At 66.7% G+C, this 17,601-nt stretch carries 19 protein-coding genes; 3 read left to right on the top strand and 16 right to left on the bottom strand.

Translation table 11 applies throughout. The annotated features are described in order from the left end of the window. Positions 1 to 13 precede the first annotated feature (13 nt). From FPY90_RS19330 to FPY90_RS19315, 4 genes are all read right to left on the bottom strand, one after another. Positions 14 to 940, bottom strand: a complete 927-nt coding sequence (locus tag FPY90_RS19330) for an ABC transporter substrate-binding protein (protein WP_498682831.1) — start codon at positions 938 to 940, stop codon at positions 14 to 16. Between the two features lie 67 nt (positions 941 to 1,007). Further along, a complete protein-coding gene (locus FPY90_RS19325; RefSeq protein WP_498682829.1) occupies positions 1,008 to 2,051 on the bottom strand; it encodes a M14 family metallopeptidase in 1,044 nt (347 codons plus the stop codon). Next, positions 2,048 to 2,497 carry a hypothetical protein gene (locus FPY90_RS19320; RefSeq protein WP_498682828.1) on the bottom strand — a complete coding sequence of 150 codons (450 nt, stop codon included), beginning with the start codon at positions 2,495 to 2,497 and terminating at the stop codon, positions 2,048 to 2,050. Before FPY90_RS19320 ends, FPY90_RS19325 begins: the two co-directional genes overlap by 4 nt. Positions 2,498 to 2,502: 5 nt before the next feature. Continuing rightward, positions 2,503 to 3,543 carry a Rieske 2Fe-2S domain-containing protein gene (locus tag FPY90_RS19315; protein ID WP_071215549.1) on the bottom strand — a complete coding sequence of 347 codons (1,041 nt, stop codon included), beginning with the start codon at positions 3,541 to 3,543 and terminating at the stop codon, positions 2,503 to 2,505. A 169-nt stretch (positions 3,544 to 3,712) separates the two neighbouring features. On the opposite strand from FPY90_RS19315, the gene FPY90_RS19310 reads away from it, so the two are divergent. Continuing rightward, positions 3,713 to 4,375, top strand: a complete 663-nt coding sequence (locus FPY90_RS19310) for a GntR family transcriptional regulator (RefSeq protein ID WP_071215548.1) — start codon at positions 3,713 to 3,715, stop codon at positions 4,373 to 4,375. An 89-nt stretch (positions 4,376 to 4,464) separates the two neighbouring features. Here FPY90_RS19310 and FPY90_RS19305 read toward each other — a convergent pair whose 3' ends face one another. The 3 genes from FPY90_RS19305 to FPY90_RS19295 all read right to left on the bottom strand — a co-directional run bounded on the left by FPY90_RS19305 (position 4,465) and on the right by FPY90_RS19295 (position 5,648). After that, positions 4,465 to 4,689 carry a helix-turn-helix domain-containing protein gene (locus FPY90_RS19305; protein WP_071215745.1) on the bottom strand — a complete coding sequence of 75 codons (225 nt, stop codon included), beginning with the start codon at positions 4,687 to 4,689 and terminating at the stop codon, positions 4,465 to 4,467. A gap of 210 nt (positions 4,690 to 4,899) precedes the next feature. After that, complete coding sequence (locus tag FPY90_RS19300) at positions 4,900 to 5,373, bottom strand: hypothetical protein (RefSeq protein WP_498682827.1); 474 nt, start codon at positions 5,371 to 5,373, stop codon at positions 4,900 to 4,902. After that, on the bottom strand, positions 5,265 to 5,648 hold the full coding sequence (locus FPY90_RS19295; protein ID WP_498682825.1) for a hypothetical protein: 384 nt from the start codon (positions 5,646 to 5,648) through the stop codon (positions 5,265 to 5,267). The genes FPY90_RS19300 and FPY90_RS19295 overlap by 109 nt, the downstream gene beginning before the upstream one ends. A gap of 499 nt (positions 5,649 to 6,147) precedes the next feature. Between FPY90_RS19295 and FPY90_RS19290 the strand changes: the two genes are divergently transcribed. After that, on the top strand, positions 6,148 to 6,408 hold the full coding sequence (locus FPY90_RS19290) for a GlsB/YeaQ/YmgE family stress response membrane protein (RefSeq protein WP_071215546.1): 261 nt from the start codon (positions 6,148 to 6,150) through the stop codon (positions 6,406 to 6,408). Between the two features lie 147 nt (positions 6,409 to 6,555). Here FPY90_RS19290 and FPY90_RS19285 read toward each other — a convergent pair whose 3' ends face one another. From FPY90_RS19285 to tdh, 3 genes are all read right to left on the bottom strand, one after another. Beyond that, a complete protein-coding gene (locus FPY90_RS19285) occupies positions 6,556 to 6,786 on the bottom strand; it encodes a hypothetical protein (protein WP_498682824.1) in 231 nt (76 codons plus the stop codon). Between the two features lie 259 nt (positions 6,787 to 7,045). Next, positions 7,046 to 8,245 carry a glycine C-acetyltransferase gene (locus tag FPY90_RS19280; RefSeq protein ID WP_071215544.1) on the bottom strand — a complete coding sequence of 400 codons (1,200 nt, stop codon included), beginning with the start codon at positions 8,243 to 8,245 and terminating at the stop codon, positions 7,046 to 7,048. 49 nt (positions 8,246 to 8,294) lie between these two features. After that, a complete protein-coding gene (gene tdh, locus FPY90_RS19275) occupies positions 8,295 to 9,341 on the bottom strand; it encodes an L-threonine 3-dehydrogenase (protein ID WP_071215543.1) in 1,047 nt (348 codons plus the stop codon). 131 nt (positions 9,342 to 9,472) lie between these two features. Here tdh and FPY90_RS19270 point away from each other — a divergent pair, with 131 nt between their 5' ends. Next, complete coding sequence (locus FPY90_RS19270; protein ID WP_498682823.1) at positions 9,473 to 10,381, top strand: LysR family transcriptional regulator; 909 nt, start codon at positions 9,473 to 9,475, stop codon at positions 10,379 to 10,381. Between the two features lie 130 nt (positions 10,382 to 10,511). Here the strand turns inward: FPY90_RS19270 and FPY90_RS19265 are convergent, their stop codons facing one another. The 6 genes from FPY90_RS19265 to FPY90_RS19240 all read right to left on the bottom strand — a co-directional run bounded on the left by FPY90_RS19265 (position 10,512) and on the right by FPY90_RS19240 (position 17,533). After that, entirely contained in the window at positions 10,512 to 11,693 is a 1,182-nt protein-coding gene (locus FPY90_RS19265; protein WP_498685625.1) for a Gfo/Idh/MocA family protein, read from the bottom strand. 132 nt (positions 11,694 to 11,825) lie between these two features. Next, entirely contained in the window at positions 11,826 to 12,893 is a 1,068-nt protein-coding gene (locus FPY90_RS19260) for an ABC transporter ATP-binding protein (RefSeq protein ID WP_498682822.1), read from the bottom strand. Then, complete coding sequence (locus FPY90_RS19255; protein ID WP_498682821.1) at positions 12,880 to 13,911, bottom strand: ABC transporter ATP-binding protein; 1,032 nt, start codon at positions 13,909 to 13,911, stop codon at positions 12,880 to 12,882. Before FPY90_RS19255 ends, FPY90_RS19260 begins: the two co-directional genes overlap by 14 nt. 1 nt (position 13,912) lies before the next feature. After that, positions 13,913 to 14,896: an ABC transporter permease gene (locus tag FPY90_RS19250; protein ID WP_083411338.1), complete on the bottom strand. Its 984-nt coding sequence runs from the start codon at positions 14,894 to 14,896 to the stop codon at positions 13,913 to 13,915. Then, positions 14,893 to 15,816, bottom strand: coding sequence for an ABC transporter permease (locus tag FPY90_RS19245; RefSeq protein WP_071215539.1), 924 nt, complete (start codon positions 15,814 to 15,816; stop codon positions 14,893 to 14,895). The genes FPY90_RS19250 and FPY90_RS19245 overlap by 4 nt, the downstream gene beginning before the upstream one ends. Positions 15,817 to 15,931: 115 nt before the next feature. After that, a complete protein-coding gene (locus tag FPY90_RS19240) occupies positions 15,932 to 17,533 on the bottom strand; it encodes a peptide ABC transporter substrate-binding protein (RefSeq protein WP_498682820.1) in 1,602 nt (533 codons plus the stop codon). Positions 17,534 to 17,601 lie beyond the last annotated feature (68 nt).

Here is a 17,601-nt window from a genome sequence, read left to right as displayed (position 1 = left end):
GCCATCTCCATCGCTACTTCAGCACGACATCGGCCGGGGTGATCTGCGTGCTGGCCGGCAGACCCCACTTGGCGTTGATCTCTGCGTACGTCGGGGATTCCAACACCGCTGCCGTGGCTGCCTGGACGGCAGGCAGCAGTTCGCTCTTCTTGCCCAGCGCCGTGCCGGTGAGTTCCGGTTCGTAGTCGGGGCCCTGCGCGACCTCGAACTTCCCGCCGGCGAGCTTGCCCTGGTAGGCCAGGGAGACCGAGTCCGCCATGACCCCTTGGACGCGGCCGGAGGTCAGGGCGAGGTTCGCGTCGTTCTGCGTGGGAAAGAATTGCATGTCTATGGCGGGGCTGCCGGCCTCGGTGCAGTTCTTGGAGAACGCCGGAAGGATGTCCAGGGACTGGATCGATCCCTTCTGTGCGGCTACCGCCTTGCCGCACAGGCTCGTCGCGTCAACGCTCAACTTCTGCGGATTGCCCGGGGCCACGGCCAATCCGGTACCGCCTTGCAGGTAGGGGACGAAGTCCACGGCCTTGCGGCGTTCGTCGGTGACGCTGAAGGTGGACATGCCCAGGTCGTACTTGCCCGATTGCAGGCCGGGCAGGATGGTGTCGAAGGTGGCCGGAACATGCTCGACCTTCAGGCCCAGCACCGCGCCGATGGCGTCGCCCATGTCGGCGTCCCAGCCGATCAGCGTCTTGTTGTCGGTGTCGTAGAACTCGAACGGGGGGTAGGTCGGGTCCGAGGCAATGCGCAGTACCCCCGCCTCGCGGATGTCTGCCGGGAGCAGGGCCCGGGCGGCCTCGTTGACGCCCAAGGCCACGGCGGACGCTGAACCCGACGCGCCGGAGCCCTGGGTGGATTCGGCCTGCGAGACGGTGGTGCAGCCGGTGGATGCCAAGACGAGCAGCATGCCGGCGGCCAGGAAACGCGTAGTGCGGTGCGAGATCATTTTCTGTCCTTCTTCGGTGGTGTCCGGGCTGCCAGGGGCGCCGGGCGTGGTGGGAGAACGGGAGAAACTAAAGGGAGTCGGGATCGAGCAGCGGTGCAATGTGCAGCAGGTGGGTGCCCGGGGCCACCAGCGTGGGTCGGCGCATGATCGCGACCACCCCGTCAAGTCGGGCATGATAGGCACGCGGCTGCCGGTCCAGTTCGTCGATGAAGTGCACGCGCGCCACCGGTTGCCCGGCGCTCACAGCTTCCCCCAGGTCGACGAGCGGTTCAAAGAGCCCGGCGGCCGTGGAGGTTACCGGCGATTCGGGCACCAGTTCAATCCACTGCGGTTCGGCCTCCACCGGAGCCTCGGCGGCCCCGTTGAGGATCCCCAGGTCGGCCAAGAGGCGCGGCATGCCGCGGCGCATGGCCACCAGCGCATGCCGGTCAACGGTCCCGGACCCGGAAAGCTCGGTGGAAATCGTGAGGACCCCGGCCAGGTCCCCGGCGCTGGACAGCGAGCCGGGCTCCAGCAGCGGGGCGACCACCATGACGTACGGCAGGCCCAGCAACCGGGAGGCCCGAAGCTTCGCCCGCCACAGCTCTTCGTCGGGGCCGCGGTAGATGAAGGCACAGGGCAAGTAGGTCGAGTTCGATCCGCCCGAGTGCATGTCGATCACGAAGTCGGCGCGCGGCAGCAGGGCACCGGCAATCAGCGCGGCAACCTGCTCGGTGGGCCCGCCCTCGGCACGGCCCGGGTAGCTGCGGTTCAGGTTTCCCGCGTCGATCGGCGAAACGCGGGCCGCGGAGCGCACGGCCGGCGAGTTGGCCGCCGGCACGACGATCACGGTGCCGGACAGCCGGGCCGGATCCAGTTCACGGATCAGCTCGTGGGCCAAGACCTGCCCCTCGTATTCGTCTCCGTGGGTGCCGGCCACCAGCAGGGCCACCGGTCCGGGACCCGAGGAAATCACCGCGACGGGAACCGGGATGATCGCCCCATCGTGCACATTGTCCGAGTGCACCACGTGTCCGTAGCCCAGCTGCTTGCCCGTGGCGGAGAAGTCGATCCCGGTGAAGGACGCGCCGACCGGTGCGAGCGGCCGCGCCGGCGCCGTCCCGGCGCTCACGGTACCCACCTCAGGGCCGCGGCTCGGCGAGGGGCCAGCATCGTGACCGAGACCCGGGCCTCGGGTACGGTCAGCGAGATGCGCAGCGACTCGTCGTCCTCGCCCTCCACGATGAACACGTCCCCGGGGTTCAGCCAGCGTTCCCACGGCCCATCCACGGCCGCGACCAGCACCTGGCCGTGCAGCGAGGTCACCACCATCTGGTGCCCGGCGGGGCGTTCGACGACCCCGGTATGTCCGTCGGCGTAGACGGAGGTCTGCACCCCGATGTAGTCGGGGTCGGCCTCGATGAGCACCTCTGGCCCGGACGCATCCTCGGCCAGCCGCGCGGTCCAGCGCCAGGGATCCCCGCGCTCGTCGGTGTCCGGGCAGGCGGCGAGGGTGCGTTGCCCCTGCCCGGCTTCCCAGTAGTCGTCCTGCGAATCGGCACGTACCAGCATCCACATGGCGACTAGGCCCTTGCGCCGGCGACGGGCCGGTCCGCGGCGGCGGCCTGCTCGCGCTTGACCAGCGTGGACAGGATGCGCCGGGCCTTGGCGACGCCGCCGTCCTGGGCGATGAGCACGTCGAACTCGCCGTCAGGGCGGGACTGCATGCCGATCTCCTGGGCTTCCAGGGCATCGGCGTCCTCCTGCAGGACGGTGTTCAGTCCCACGCGCAGGTCCTCGGTGGCCTGCGCGTCATCGACGGCGAAGTTGCGGCTGAAGGCGTAGTAGTACCAGGAGTTGTGCTCGTCGATGGGGGTGATGCCGTTGAGCACCTTGATCAGGTAGCCCTCGGCGCGAGGCTTGCCTTCCCCGGTGATCCCGGAGTGCAGCACGTGCAGGTTGGGCACGAAGAACTCGGTGCAGTGGAAGCGGTCGAACAGCCCGCGGGCGTCCATGGTGTCGGCGTACAGCGGCGGTGCCTGAACGGAGGGCATCAGCCGGTCGACGCTGACCACCGATCCTTCGACCTCCACGGTGATGCCGTGCTCGTAGATGTAGTCGTCGCCCACGGTGGTCTGGTGCAGGAACGATTCGTGGGTCAGATCCAGCAGGTTGTCGTGGATCAGCCCGGCGCGGCACTTGAAGTGGAACGAATGGGTGACGGTGGCCCACCCGGGGTCGGTCATCCAGTGCGTGTCCGGTACGTCCGCGGGGTCGGCCAGGTCCGCATCCCCCATCCAGGCCCAGATCCAGCCGTCTTTTTCCACCAGCGGGTACTTGCGGACCTTGGCGCGCTCGGGGATGGTGCTTTGCGCGGGGACCTTGGTGCACATCCCATCCGCGCCGTAGGTGAACCCGTGGTAGCCGCACTCGATGGAATCGCCGACGGTGCGGCCTTCAGAGAGCGGGAAGGCGCGGTGGGCGCAGCGGTCGGCCAGGGCCACCGGCGTGCCGTTCTGGGTGCGGAAGAGCACGATCGGCTGCTCGCAGATTACCCGCTTGACCGGCTTGCGGTCGACCTCGCTGCTCCAGGCCGCCACGTACCAGGTGTTCAAGACATACATGTTTTTTCCTTTGTCGGGAGGTGGAACGCCACTGATTGTATTCACCGTATACAGTGGATACAGATGGGTCAAGGGTTTTTTGTGACCCGCGCCACCAGCACCGCGGAGCGGAGTGAAAACCACACGCTAGACTGCTGGGAACCGCGACGAAACATTTTCAGGGAGACGCATGGCTACGGGAGTCCACGACGCAAGACCACTGGCGGTGCGCGTCCACGAACAAATCGCTTCCGAAATCGTCAGCGGCGCGCTGAAGCCGGGAACCGCACTGGTCCAGGAACAGGTTGCCGCCCAATACGGCGTCTCACGCACTCCGGTGCGTGACGCCCTGGCCCAAGTCGCAATGGAGGGCTTGGCCACGCTGGTGCCGGGGAGCGGGTACGTGGTCAACGACCTCACGGCGCAAGACGTGCACAACGTCTTCGAGGTGCGTTACCACCTGGAGCAGCTGGCGATGGCACAGGCCATCGGCAGGCACTCCCCCGCGCAACTTGTGCGGCTGCGGGCGCTCATCGACGAATTCGAGACGGTGGAACCCACCGATGCGGAGGAGCAATTCCGCCTTGGCAAGGAATTCCACCTCAGGCTCATCGACCCCTGCCCCAACCAATACCTGCGCGAGACCCTGGGAAGCATCTGGGGACACCCGATCCAGCGGCGGATCACCCGCGCCTACCAGTTGGGGCCGGAACACCAGGCCTCCATCGCACGGGCCCACCGCGACATCCTCGAGGCGCTGCCCGCGGGCGACCTGGAAACGATCATCCGGGTCCTGGGCTACTGCCACGACGCCGGCGACATCGACCCGCAGGCACTTCCCTCCCGCGGGTGAACCGCGAGGTCAGTCATGGATATGCCTAGGCGGTTCGTTGCCCCCGCCCGGCAGGATCCAGAGTCATCGCGAACAACGCCCCATCGATGTCAGTCGGCCGGGGGATGGTGGCCAGGATCTGCCGCATGTTGCTCAGAACCCAGGTATTCCTTCACCGCCTGGGCCGGAACGCGGTAGGAACGCCCGAATCGCACCGCCGGCAATTCCCCCGCATGGACCAACCTGTAGACGGTCATATTCGAAACACGCATCGCCAAGGCGACCTCTGCCACCGTCAGGTAGTGTGCGTCCTCAAACCTCGCAAGGTCCACCATTTCGTCCCCCAATCGAAGCGCCTTCATCCCCAGATGAAACAACCGACCCCATGTGCATCATCCGCCGCATGGGCAAGATTGATTCCATCGTAGGCGCATGGCGAAGGCCGCACCACGGTCTTGAGTTGCGTTTGGGCCGCAGTTTTCCGGCTCGGACCCCGGAATCGGCCGTCACGGACCCATCCCCCGGCGAGGGACTGCGGGATCCGGCTACCCCGCGGGTGCCGGTTCCTTTGGCACGGGGGCGGACGCAGTCTCGGCCTCCACCACAAGTGCGGCCGAAATCGCTTCGAACGCGCGCAGGACGGGAAAGAGCCTGGCCGGATCCTGCGGCACCGGCCAGTTCGACAATTTGGCCGCCACCACCCCGGCAAGGCGGTTGACGTGGACCAGCTGGCCGTGGATGCCCAGGCAAAGCACCACGTCGCTGCCCGCATAGGGGAACCACATCTGGTTGCGGTGCATCCCGCCGGGCATCGTGTTGTCTCCCGGGCTGTCGGCAAAGGCGTCGCGTGAATCCGGTGCTTCGGCCAGGGTCTGCCCGAACCACTCGCCGGAGAGCACCCGCTTACCGGTCAAGTAAAGCCCGTCGCCCAGGAACAGCGACCCGAAACGGGCAATGTCGCGCAGCGTAGCGTTGATTCCCCCGCCGAAGACCCCGGTGCCGAACTTGTCGATACCCATGGAGGCGTCCGATTCGGCTCCGATTCTGCCCACACCAGCGCGTCCATGGGGGTGCCCGCGGCGGCCTCGCCGATCCAGCCCAGCATGTCCGTCTCGCAGGAACGGTACTCGAAGACCCCGTCGTGGGCGGTCTTGCGCTCCAGCGTCCGCAGGAACGGGAACATGCCGGTGGGTCCGGGAGCATTGGAGGCGGCCCAGCCAATCGCCTCCTCCAGCTTCCGGACCCCGGCGGCCGGGCCCAGGTAGTTCTCGGAGAAGTCGATGCCGGAGCGCATGTCCAGCAGCCGGTGCCCATTGCCCCGGCCTATCCGGTTTCGACCAGTTCCGGCAGGCAGTCGGTCAGCTGCCCCTCCGGGCCAAGCCTTCCGGCGTCGCACAGCGCGCCGGCCACCGCTCCCCCGGGAGGTTTCCGCAGTGGTCAGGATCTCTGCCATGTGTTTGAAGGACCAGCGAAGGCTCTCCGGCGACCTCCATGTGTCCATGTCCACCGCAGGGGCATGGAGATCCAGGTTCGTGCCATCCCTGAGAGCCACCTTCCCATGCTTCACCGTTTATTGCTTGGGACCTCACCACCGGGTAACCGCTATGCCGGACACCGTTCGCACCGCGCGTCCACGGTGTCGCCACACCCACGGGCGGGGCGACACCGCGTGGGGAATGTCCCATGGGCTTCCGCCGCATGGTTGACCGCGCGCGGGAGAGGCATGCTCTAGGGTCGAAAGTGGTGAAGCCGCCACCGCGCTGCACCCACAACCTAGAGAAAAGGCCGGAAACATGATCGGATTCATCGTCGCGGGACTCGTCATTGGCGCACTTGCACGGCTTATCAAGCCCGGCAAGCAGAACCTGAGCCTGCTCGTCACCCTGCTGCTGGGACTTGCCGGGTCCGTCATCGGCGGGGTGATTGCCAGTCTGCTGGGCACCGGGAACATCTTCGAACTCAATGTCCTGGGATTCGTCGTGGCCGTCATCGCGGCGGTCCTGCTCGTTGGCACCGCCGAGGGCCTGGCTTCTCGCCGCAACTCCGTTCGGTGACCGCCCCGGGGCACTGCCCCGGACGAGGAATGAGCGAGGCACCTGCATTGGCTTATCAATGCGGGTGCCTCCGTCATTTTCCACCGGGTCCGGGGCATCGTCGACATCACCGTCCCTGGCCTCTACGCGGTTTCGGGCCGCGTTTCCTCAGACGTCGAACCCGCCGCCATCCAGAACACGACACACAACAGGAACTTCGAACGCCAGGATTGGGGCCATCGCTACCTTGAACGCGGAACGCATCGCTTCACCGCGCACTTCACGGCGCCAGACTACGCCTCCCTGGACTACATCCAGTTTGATCGCGCCGTAGAGTAATTGATCGTTCTGGACTTCCAACCCCAAAATGTCTGCACCGCCCGATACGGTGTGCTCCATCTGCACCAGTGGCAGGGAACTCCGGAAAGGCGGTGAAACATGGGTAAGTCGTCCACGCCGTCAAAGGCCGCGCTTTCCAAGGCTGGATCGAAGCTTGCCTCGAACTCTTCGAGCAAGTCCACCAAGTCCAAGGCAGGATCAACGCTGGGAAAAGGCTAGGCATCAAGAAGTTGGCGGATCGTTTGCCCCTGATTGATTAAGCAGGTATCGCCCGCACTCCCCCATGACAGGGAATGCGGGCGATACCTGTTTGGAGCATTTAGCGGCTGGCGACGAACGCCTGCACGCAGGCCTCGATGTCCTCGGCCGAGTGCGCTGCCGAGAGCTGCACGCGGATGCGTGCGGCGCCCTTCGGGACCACCGGGAAGCTGAACGCGGTGACAAAGACGCCCTGCTCCAGCATCTTGCCGGCCACCTCTGCGGCCTTGACGGCATCGCCGAACATCACCGGAACGATGGCGTGCTCGCCGTCGAGCAGGTCGAAGCCTTCCTCGGTCATGCGGCGGCGGAAGTGCGCGGCGTTCTCGAAGAGCTTTTCGCGCAGTTCGCCCGAACCCTCGACGAGCTCAAGCGCCTTCAGCGTCGCGGCAACGATGGCCGGGGCCAGCGAGTTGGAGAACAGGTAGGGGCGCGCCTTCTGGCGCAGCATCGCCACGATCTCGCCGCGGCCTGCCACGTAGCCGCCCGAGGCGCCGCCTAGGGCCTTGCCGAAGGTGCCGGTGTAGATGTCCACGCGGTCCGAGACACCCGCGTGTTCCGGGGTGCCGGCGCCGGTGGCGCCCATGAAGCCCACGGCATGGGAGTCATCGACCATGACCAGCGCGCCGTACTTGTCGGCCAGGTCGCAGATGGCTCCCAGCGGGGCGATGAAGCCGTCCATGGAGAAGATGCCGTCGGTGACGACGATGGTGCGGCGGGCACCCTTGCCGTCGTTCAATGCGGCGGCTGCCTGCAGCTGGGTCTCCAGGTCCGCCATGTCCTGGTTCGCGTAGCGGAAGCGCGCGGCCTTGGACAGGCGGATGCCGTCGATGATCGAGGCGTGGTTCAGCGCATCGGAGATGATGGCGTCTTCGGCGCCGAAGAGCGACTCGAAGACGCCCCCGTTGGCGTCGAAGCAGCTGGAGAACAGGATGGTGTCCTCGGTGCCCAGGAACTTGGAGACCGCAGCCTCGAGTTCCAGGTGCAGGTCCTGGGTGCCGCAGATGAAGCGGACGCTGGCCATGCCGAAGCCGCGGGTGTCCATGGCGTTCTTGGCGGCCTCGATGATGCGCTCATCGTCCGCCAGGCCCAGGTAGTTGTTGGCGCAGAAGTTCAGCACCTTCTTGGCGCTAAAGCCGAGCTCTCCGGCGGAAATGCGGTTGGACTGGGCCGAGTCGATGTGGCGTTCGGACTTGAACAGGCCGTCGGTGCGCAGCTGGGCCAGTTCGGCTGCCAGCTCGTCCTTCATGGTGGTGTACACGGTGCTTCTCCTAAAAGTCGCGGGAATGTGGAAGAGGCTTGGGGGATCTCTAGAAGACGGTCCAGTCCAGGACGACCTTGCCGCCGTGGCCGGAGCGCGCGGCGTCGAAGCCGGCTTCCCATTGGGTGGCCGGCAGGTAGTCGGTGACCACGGAGGCGACGCGTTCTCGCAGCACCGGGTTGGAGGTGAGCATGGCGCTCATGGCGTACCAGGTCTCGAACATCTCGCGGCCGTAGATGCCCTTGAGCGTGAGCATGTGGGTGACGACCTTGCCCCAGTCGATGTCGATGGAGCTGGAGGGCAGACCAAGCATGGAGATGTGCCCGCCGTGGTTCATGTTCTCGATCATTTCCGGCAGCGCGGTGGGGTGGCCGGACATTTCCATGCCGAAGTCGAAGCCCTCGCGCATGCCCAGTTCGCGCTGGGCATCCTTGATGCGGGTCGCCGAGACGTCGATGGCCAGGTCCACGCCCATGCCGCGGGCCAGTTCCAGGCGCTGCGGGGAGATGTCGGTGATGGCGATCTTGCGGGCGCCTGCGTGGCGGGCCACGGCGATGGCCATCAGGCCGATGGGCCCGGCACCGGTGATCAGCACGTCCTCGCCGACCAGCGGGAAGGACAGCGCGGTGTGCACGGCGTTGCCGAACGGGTCGAAGATCGCGCCGAGTTCCGGGGTGATCGAGGGGTCGCGGTGGACCCAGACGTTGGTCTCGGGGATGACGACGAATTCGGCGAAGGCGCCGTCGCGCTGCACGCCGACCGAGACGGTGTTGATGCACATCTGGCGCCGGCCCGCGCGGCAGTTGCGGCACATGCCGCAGACCACGTGGCCCTCGCCGGAGACGCGGTCGCCGATCTTCACGTCGGTGACTTCGTCGCCCACCTCGACGACCTCGCCGTAGAACTCGTGGCCCGGGATCATCGGGGCCTTGATCATGGCCTTGGCGGCGTCGTCGTAGGCCTGGATGTGCAGGTCGGTGCCGCAGATGCCTGCGGTCATCACTCGGATCTTCACGTCGCGGTCGCCGGTCACGGGCTCGGGGCGGTCAACCAGCTCGAATCCGGCGTGTGGCCCGGACTTGTACAGTGCCTTCATCGATGGCTCCTCAATTGCGCCGCCTGGCGCGCCTTTCATGGACGATTCGCCTCCAGTCTGGCATCTCGCACCCGACATAGACACCTTAGAAGATACGCATGTTTCTCAATCAACGATTTAGGATTGACTACATGGAAGTCCACCAGTTGCAGATCCTGCGCGAACTCGGCGACCTCGGCTCGGTCAAGGCCGTGGCCAGCGCCATGTATGTCACGCCCTCGGCCGTTTCCCAGCAGCTGGCCCTGCTCCAGCGCAACATCCAGGTCCCGCTGACCCGCAAGGAGGGCCGGAACCTGGTGCTCACCGAGGCCGGTCAGGTGCTGGCGGCCGCCGGCGCCACGGTGGTCTCCTCGCTGGCCGCGGCACGGGCCGCTATCGGCGAGTTCCAGGAAAGCGCCGCTGCCCCGGTTTCCGTGGCCGGGTTCCACTCCGTGGGCCAGGTGCTCTTCGCCCCGCTGCTGAGCAAGCTCGCAACACCCGGTTTCCCCGCGCCGCGATTCTTCGACGAGGACGTGGCCCAGCAGGATTTCCCGGCGCTGACCGCCCGCTACGACCTGGTCCTGGCCCACCGCATGGACCACACCCCGCATTGGCCCGCCGACCGGGTCGTCGTCACCCCGCTCGCGCACGAGCCCCTGGACATCGCGTTGCCGGCCGGCCACCGGCTGGCGGCGAAGGACACACTGCGCCCGGCGGATTTGGTCGGCGAGCACTGGGTGGTCAGCCGCGAGGGCTTCTCCCCGGCCGACGTGCTCGGAGCCATCAGCGCGGTTTCCGGTGCCGCCCCGGAGATCATCCACCGGATCAACGACTACGCCACGGTCGCTGCGCTGGTTGCGGCCGGGGATGTCATCGGCATCATTCCGCGCTACACCGCCGGCGCCGCGCTGGGCGAGAACGTGGTGCTGCGCCGGCTCGAGGGCATCGCCAACCGCCGGCGCATCGACCTGCTGGCGCGGCCCGAATCCATGCACCGGCGCAGCGTGCAGCTGGTGGCCACCGCCATGGGCCAGGCCATGGCCGAGCTCACCGGCGACTGACCCTCCGGTGCCCCGCCACCGGGCCGGAAACGCCGAAGGGGAGCGTCCCTCCCCCCGGATGCCGGAGGAGGGATGCTCCCCTTGGGACTGGTGCGCCGGCAGCGGTTGTCCGGCCGGGCACCGGGCCGCCTCAGGCGTTTACGCGCTCCTGGTTGGCCGCGAAGTAGGCCAGCAATTCCCCGCTGAGCGCAGGAACGATCTTGGCCGACCCGTCGGTGCGCAGCGACTCGGTGGCCAGCACGCCCGCGGCAACCGCCGCGCGTGCGGCAACCGGGGAGGTCTCGGTCGGCCCGCCCGAAGCCGCAAAGCGCAGGAACTCGGCGATCAGGCGTGGATCCGCACCCCCGTGCCCCCCGTCGGCCGCCTCGATCTCGACCTCGAGGTCCGCCTCCACGTAGCCGGTCTGGCTGCGGGTGTTCCACACCTTGATCTTGTTGCCCGCGTCGTCCCCGAAGTTCTCCAGGCGGCCCGCGGTGCCGATGACCGTGTAGTTCCTCCAGTAGTCCGGGGTGAAGTGGCACTGCTGGTAGGAGGCCAGCACGCCGTTGTCCAGCTTCATCTGCATCATCGAGATGTCTTCCACGTCGATGACCGGGTTCAGGTCCTTCTGGTCGGTCGGCGGCCAGTTCTCCAGCGAGAACCAGTCCCACATGCGGCGGTCGGTGTTGTCGCGGCGGGATTCGACGTCCCCGTAGACCGCAAGGTCGCCGACGGCGGAGACCGACGCGGTGTAGCCTCCCGCGAGCCAGTGGATCACGTCGATGTCGTGGGCGCCCTTTTGCAGCAGCAGGCTGGTGGTGTTCTTGCGCTCCGCGTGCCAGTCCTTGAAGTAGTAGTCTCCGCCGTTGCCCACGAAGTGGCGGCACCACACGGCCTTGACCTCGCCGATGGCACCGGATTCGATGATCTCGCGCATCTGGCGAACCACCGGCATGTGGCGCATGTTGTGCCCGACGTACAGTTTGGTGCCGGTGCGGAACGCAGTTTCGAGCAGCTCGTCCACTGCTTCCAGGGTGACATCCAGCGGCTTTTCGCAGAACGTCGGGATGCCGGCATCCAGGGTGCGCTGGGCGACCACCGCGTGTTGGTTGTCCGGGGTCAGCACCAGCACCGCATCCAGGCCGGCGCCCAGCAGCTCGTCCAGGTCCGCGGTGATGATGGCCTCGGGCAGCTTGGCCGCGGCATCGGCGCGGCCGCGTTCGGAGGTGTCACACACCATGGTGACGACCGAGCCCTCGCCGGGGCGGTGTGCGTGCTTGTAGAGTCCGGCGCGCAGGCCGAAGCCGACGACACCTACCTTGAGATCCACGATTTTTCTCCTTCATTGTGCAAGTTTGTTGGCGGCGGCCGCCCGCAGGGAGGCCGTCGTCGGCGGTGCCGGGGTCCCCTGGAACCCGGGGTGGGTAGATCGGCGTGCTGGTCCGGTGGCTGGGCGGATGTTTGTTCAGGCGCCCGCGCGTTGGACGAATTCGGCCGCGAGGTCCTTGGCGAAGTGGCAGCGCGCCTCATGGCTGTCCCCGACCGCGATGAGCTCCGGTTCCCGTGTCGCGCAGATCGCCTGGGCCATGGGGCAGCGGGTGTGGAACCTGCAGCCTGCCGGCGGGTCGATCGGCGAGGGCGGATCGCCCTGCAGGATGATCTTCTCCCGGTCGTTCCCGTCGTTCCTGCGCAGTTCCGGGGCCGCGGACATCAATGCCCGCGTGTACGGCTGCGCGGTGGAGTCATAGACATCCGAGTAGGTCCCCAGCTCCACGACGCGGCCCAGGTACATGGTCGCGACCCGGTCGGAGATGTGCCGCACGATCTGCAGATCGTGGGCGATGAACAAGTAGGACAGGCCCAGTTCCTTTTGCAGGTCATCGAGCAGGTTGACCACCTGGGCGCGCACCGAGACATCCAGCGCGGAAACCGGCTCGTCGCAGATGAGCATCTTGGGGTTCAGCGCGATGCCGCGGGCGATACCGATGCGTTGCTGCTGGCCGCCGGAGAAGTTGTGCGGGTAGCGGTCGGAGTGGTTGGGGTTCAGCCCGACCAGTTCGAGCAGTTCCTTGATCTTGGCCTTGCGTCCGGCCTTCGGGGCCACCTCGGGGTGGATCTCGTAGGGCTCGGAGACCAGTTGCTCCACCGTCATCCGCGGGTTCAGCGAGGAGTACGGGTCCTGGAAGATCAACTGGATGTTCCGGCGCATCTCCTTCTTCTCGTCCCCGCGCAGCGTGTTGATGTCTTCGCCGCGGAAAAACACCTGGCCCTGCGTGGGCTTCTCCAACCCGGCCATCACGCGGGCCAGGGTGGACTTGCCGCAGCCGGACTCGCCGATCACGCCCAAGGTCTCCCCGGCGTGCACGGACAGGTCGACTCCGTGCAGGGCCTTGACGAACTTGCGCGGGCCGATGGGCAGGTGGCGGTGCACGGCGTAGTGCTGCTTCACGTCGCGCATTTCCATCAACGGCGTGCATGCCGGATAGTTCGCCGTTCCCGGCAGGGTCTGCGTGCTGGTGCTAGGCGTTGGCATGGGCCAGGACCTCCGAAGTGTGGAAGCAGGCGCTATGCCGTGCCTCGTCGATCAATTCCAGTGCGGGGACGGAGGCCGCACACGCCTCGCTGGCGAAGGCGCAGCGGTTGGCGAACGAGCACCCGGCCGGCAGGTGCAGCAAGTCCGGCGGCGTGCCGAGGATCGCCGGCAGGCGCCGGCCCTTGAGCTCCTCCCCGGCAATCGAGGCGGCCAGGCCGCGGGAATACGGGTGGCCGGGGCGCGAGAGCACCTCGGCGGTGGGCCCGTGCTCCACGACCCGTCCCGCGTACATGACCGCGACCTGGTCCGTGACCTCCCTGACCACGGAGATGTCGTGGGTGATCAGGATCAACCCCATGTTGCGTTCCTCCTGCTGCTCCTTGAGCAGCTCGAGGATCTGCGCCTGCACCGTGACATCCAAGGCAGTGGTCGGCTCGTCGGCGATCAGCAGCACCGGATCCAGGGCCAGCGCCATGGCGATGACGATGCGCTGGCGCATGCCGCCGGAGAACTGGTGCGGGTAGTCGTTCACGCGCTTCGCGGCCGCCGGTATGCGCACCTTGTCCATCATCTTGATGGCCGCTGCCTTCGCGTCCCGGCGGGAGTAGCCGCGGTGCACGCGGTAGAGTTCGCCGATCTGCCGGCCCACCGGGTGGACCGGGTTCAGTGCGGTCAGCGCATCCTGGAAGACCATCGTGACCCGCGAGCCGACCAGCTGGCGGTGGCGCCTGGGGGTGACGGTGAGCAGGTCCTCGCCCTCCAAGAGGATCTCGCCGCGCGGGATGTGGGCCGGGGGCATGTCCAGGATTCCCATGATGGCGCGGGCGGTCACGGATTTCCCGGAACCGGATTCGCCAAGGATGCCCAGCGCCTGCCCGCGCTTGACCTCTAAATTCATGCCGTTGACCGCGGTGGCGACACCCTTGGAGGTGTTGAATTCGACCTCAAGGTCTTTCACGCGCAGCAGCACGTCGTCGGCGGCATCGGCAGCGGGGTTCGCATGTTGGTGGATGCCCATGCTATTTGCCTTTCGGGTCGAACTCATCGCGCATGGCCTCGCCAAAGAGCACGAAGCCCAGCACGGTGATGGTCAGGAAGATCGCGGGGAAGATCAGCAGGTGCGGGGCCGCGGAGATGTATTCGCGCGCCGCGGCCAGCTGGAGCCCCCAGGACACCGAGGGCGGTGTGAGCCCGATGCCGATGAAGGTCAGCCCGGCCTCGGCGGAGATCACCCCGCCGATGCCCAGGGTCTGGAGCACCAGCAGCGGCGTCAGCGAGTTGGGGATGATGTGCTTGGCGATGATCCGCCCGTTGCCGGCACCCAACAACCTGGAGGCCTGGACGTATTCCCGGTTGCGGACCTCCATCACCGAGGAACGCATGAACCGCACCCCGCCGGGCCAGGAGAACAGCGCCAGGGCGAAGATGACTGTCCACACGGTGCGCTCCGAGAACAGCTGCAGCACCACGATCGCGGCCAGGATGAACGGCAGGCCGAAGGCCATGTCGCAGGCGCGGGAGATCAGGGTGTCGACCCAGCCGCCGAAGTAGCCGGCCAGCGAGCCGAGCAGCGCGGAGATGACGAAGGAGATCGCGGTGACCACGATGCCGACCAGGATCGAGGCCCGCGCCCCGTAGATCACGTTGGTGTAGTAGTCGCAGCCCTGGATATCCATCCCGAAGATGTGCTCCGGGCTGGGCGCCTGGTTGGTGTTCATGATGTCGCAATTGGCGGTCGGGTCCGAGCCGAACCCGGCAAAGAGCTGCGGGAACGCGGCCATCAGCAGCATGAGCGCCACGATCGTGCCGGACACCAGGAAGCGGGGCTTGAGCCACACCGGCCCGCGGTTGACCTTCTTCGCGGGCTTGCGCCGGAAGGACGCGGCCGGTGCCGGCGGGCCGGCCGGGGGCCTGATGCCCGACGGGACGGTGATCGGGTTGGTCGGTGCCAACGGGTCGGTTGCCGGCGCGGTGCCCGGGGTGGTTTCGGTGTTCTGGCTCATATCCGCACCCTTGGATCGATGATGCCGTAGAGCAGGTCCACGAGCAGGTTGAAGACGAGGTACACCAGCACGAGCATCGTGGCGATGCCCACCACGACGGTGCCCTCCTTGTTGTTGATGGCCGTGACCATCAATCCTCCGATGCCTGGCATGTTGAAGATCGCCTCAATGATCACCGCTCCGCCGAGCATGCCCGCCAGGGACAGGCCCAGGTAGGTGACCACCGGGATCATGGCGTTGCGCAGGGCATGGCCCCAGACGACCCGGCGCGGGGACAGCCCCTTGGCCCGGGCGGTGCGCAGGTACTCGGCACGCAGCACGTCCACCAGTGAGGTGCGGGTCAGCCGGGCCAGGCCTGCGGAGGCCTCGATCGCCATGACCAGGGCCGGAAGGATGAAGGCCAGCGGCCAGCCGGCGCGGATGCCGGCCGGATCGACCCAGCCCAGCTGCACGCCGAAGACGGTCTGGGCGCCCAGGGCGATGACGAACCCGGGGATGCCCAGGAAGATCACGGTGAACACCAGCGCGAAGTGGTCTCCGGCCTGTCCGTTGCGCAGGCCGCCGTAGACGCCGATGGCCAGGCCGATGGCCAGCTTCAGCACCCAGGCGGTCATCGCCAGGGCGAAGGTGACCGGCAGGCGCTCGAGGATCAGCCCAAGGACCGGGCGTCCGAAGAAGTCGATGCCGAAATTCCCCTGCAGCAGCCCGAGCATGTAGTTGCCGTACTGGACCAGGAACGGGTCATCGAGGTGGTAGGCCAACCGGATCTGCTGCACCGTGGATTCGGGCAGCGGGCGGGAGCCGGTCAGGGCCGCCACCGGATCCCCGGGCATCAGGAAAGTGAGGGCGTAGATGATGAAGGTGGCCCCCAGGACCACCGGGACCATCTGCAGGATTCTGCGTACTGTGTAGCCGAGCATGCAACTGCTTCCTTTCGCGGCCCCTTCGAGGGGTCCGCCTCCGCACGGGGGTGCGGGAGGGCGCCGGCGTCTAATGTCCGGCGCTCCCGCACCACCTTTCAAGTGTTGTGCTGGTTTAGCAGCCGTATTCGGCGCGGTAGAACTGCAGGTCGCCCTGGGCATCGTTCATCACGGCGCACTTGGTGTGCAGGCCGAAGTCCGTCGGGATGAACAGCGGGATCGCCGGCATGTCCTTCATGATCAGTGCCTCGGCCTGCGCGTAGAGCGCGGCCGACTTGGCTTCGTCCTGCTCGCCGCGGGCCGAGCGCAGCAGCGTGTCGACGGCCTTGTTCGAGTAGCCGGTGGTCACGTTGCCGTCTCCACCGGTCTCGTACTGGCTCAGGTACTGGTCCGAGCTCTTGTACGACCAGCCCCAGAGGCCGAAGACGGCGCCCTCGAGTTTCTGGTTGTTGCGGCGGGCCTCGAGTTCGGTGCCCAGCATCGGCTTGAGCTGGACCTTGATGCCCAGGTTGTCCTGGATCTGCTTGGAGATGGCCTGGACCAGCTGCACGTCCGAGGTCGAGGTGTGCTCGATGATCAGGGTGCCGTCGAATCCGCCGGCCTTCTTCAGCAGGTCCTTGGCGCCGGCGGCGTCAAAGGTGCACGAAGCGCAGGAACCTTCCTTGTAGGAATCCAGCGACGGCGGTACCAGCGAGTCGGAGGAGGTGGCGTAGCCCTGCAGCAGCGAGGCGGCGATGGCATCACGGTCGATCGACATGGAGATGGCGCGGCGCAGGTCCGGGTCTTGAAGGCCCTTGACATAGTCGGGGATCTGCAGCGTGTACTGCTTGGAGCCGGTCTTGACCTCGTAGAGGGATTCCTCGCCGAGCTGGCTCTTGGCCTTGGAGACCATGGTCGCGGGCACGTTTCGGATCATGTCCAGGTTGTTGGCGGTCATGTCCGTGTAGGCGGCGTCGACGGCGGTGTAGATCTGGCCCACGAGCTTGTCGGCCCCGCCGGAGAAACCTGCTGCGCCCTTGAAGCCGTCCCACTTTTCCAGCACGACTTCCTGGTTGTGGTTCCAGGAGACGAACTTGTACGGGCCGTTGGAGACCGGGTTCTCCTCATAGGCCTTCGCATCGGTGAAGGCGACCTCGGGCAACGGGCACAGCGGCGAGGTGCTCAGCACCTTCGGGAAGTCCGCGTTGGGCGCATTGAGGGTGACCTCGAGGTTGTTCGCGTCGATGACCTTCACTCCGGAGAGCGAATCGGTTTTCGGCTTGGAGCCGTCGGTCGGGTTCAGGTCCTTGTAGCCGGCGAAGGAGACGAAGCTGCCGTTGCCCTGCCAGGCGTTGGAACCGGTGGCGGTCTTGGACCAGGCCTTGGCGAAGGAATCGGCGGTGACCGGGGTGCCGTCCTGGAAGGTCCAGCCCTCCTGCAACGCGATCTTCCAGGTGGTGGCGTCTTGGCTCGTGACGGACTTGGCGGCCAGCGGTTCCAGCTCCTGCGTCTCGACGTTGACCTCCATGAGGTTCGCACAGGTCGCCATGCCGACCTGGCTTCCCGGGGACTCGTGCGGAACCAGCGATGTTGGTTCGGCAAGCTGGAACGACAGGCGCTTGGCGCCATCCGCCGCGGTGCCCGCCGTCCCGGCGCCGGCTCCCGCCGAACAACCGCCGGCTACCAGCATGAACGCTGCGGATGCCGCTGCAACGGCTATCAACTTCTTCTTCGACATGATGCTCCTCGTGTACGAATGACCCGTGTTACTCCGCCCTGCGTGGCGGTGTTGGCCAGGCAACCACA

This window comes from Arthrobacter sp. C2 (assembly GCA_024207135.1).
GTDB lineage: Bacteria > Actinomycetota > Actinomycetes > Actinomycetales > Micrococcaceae > Paeniglutamicibacter.
This window is presented reverse-complemented; position numbering and strand designations above follow the sequence as displayed.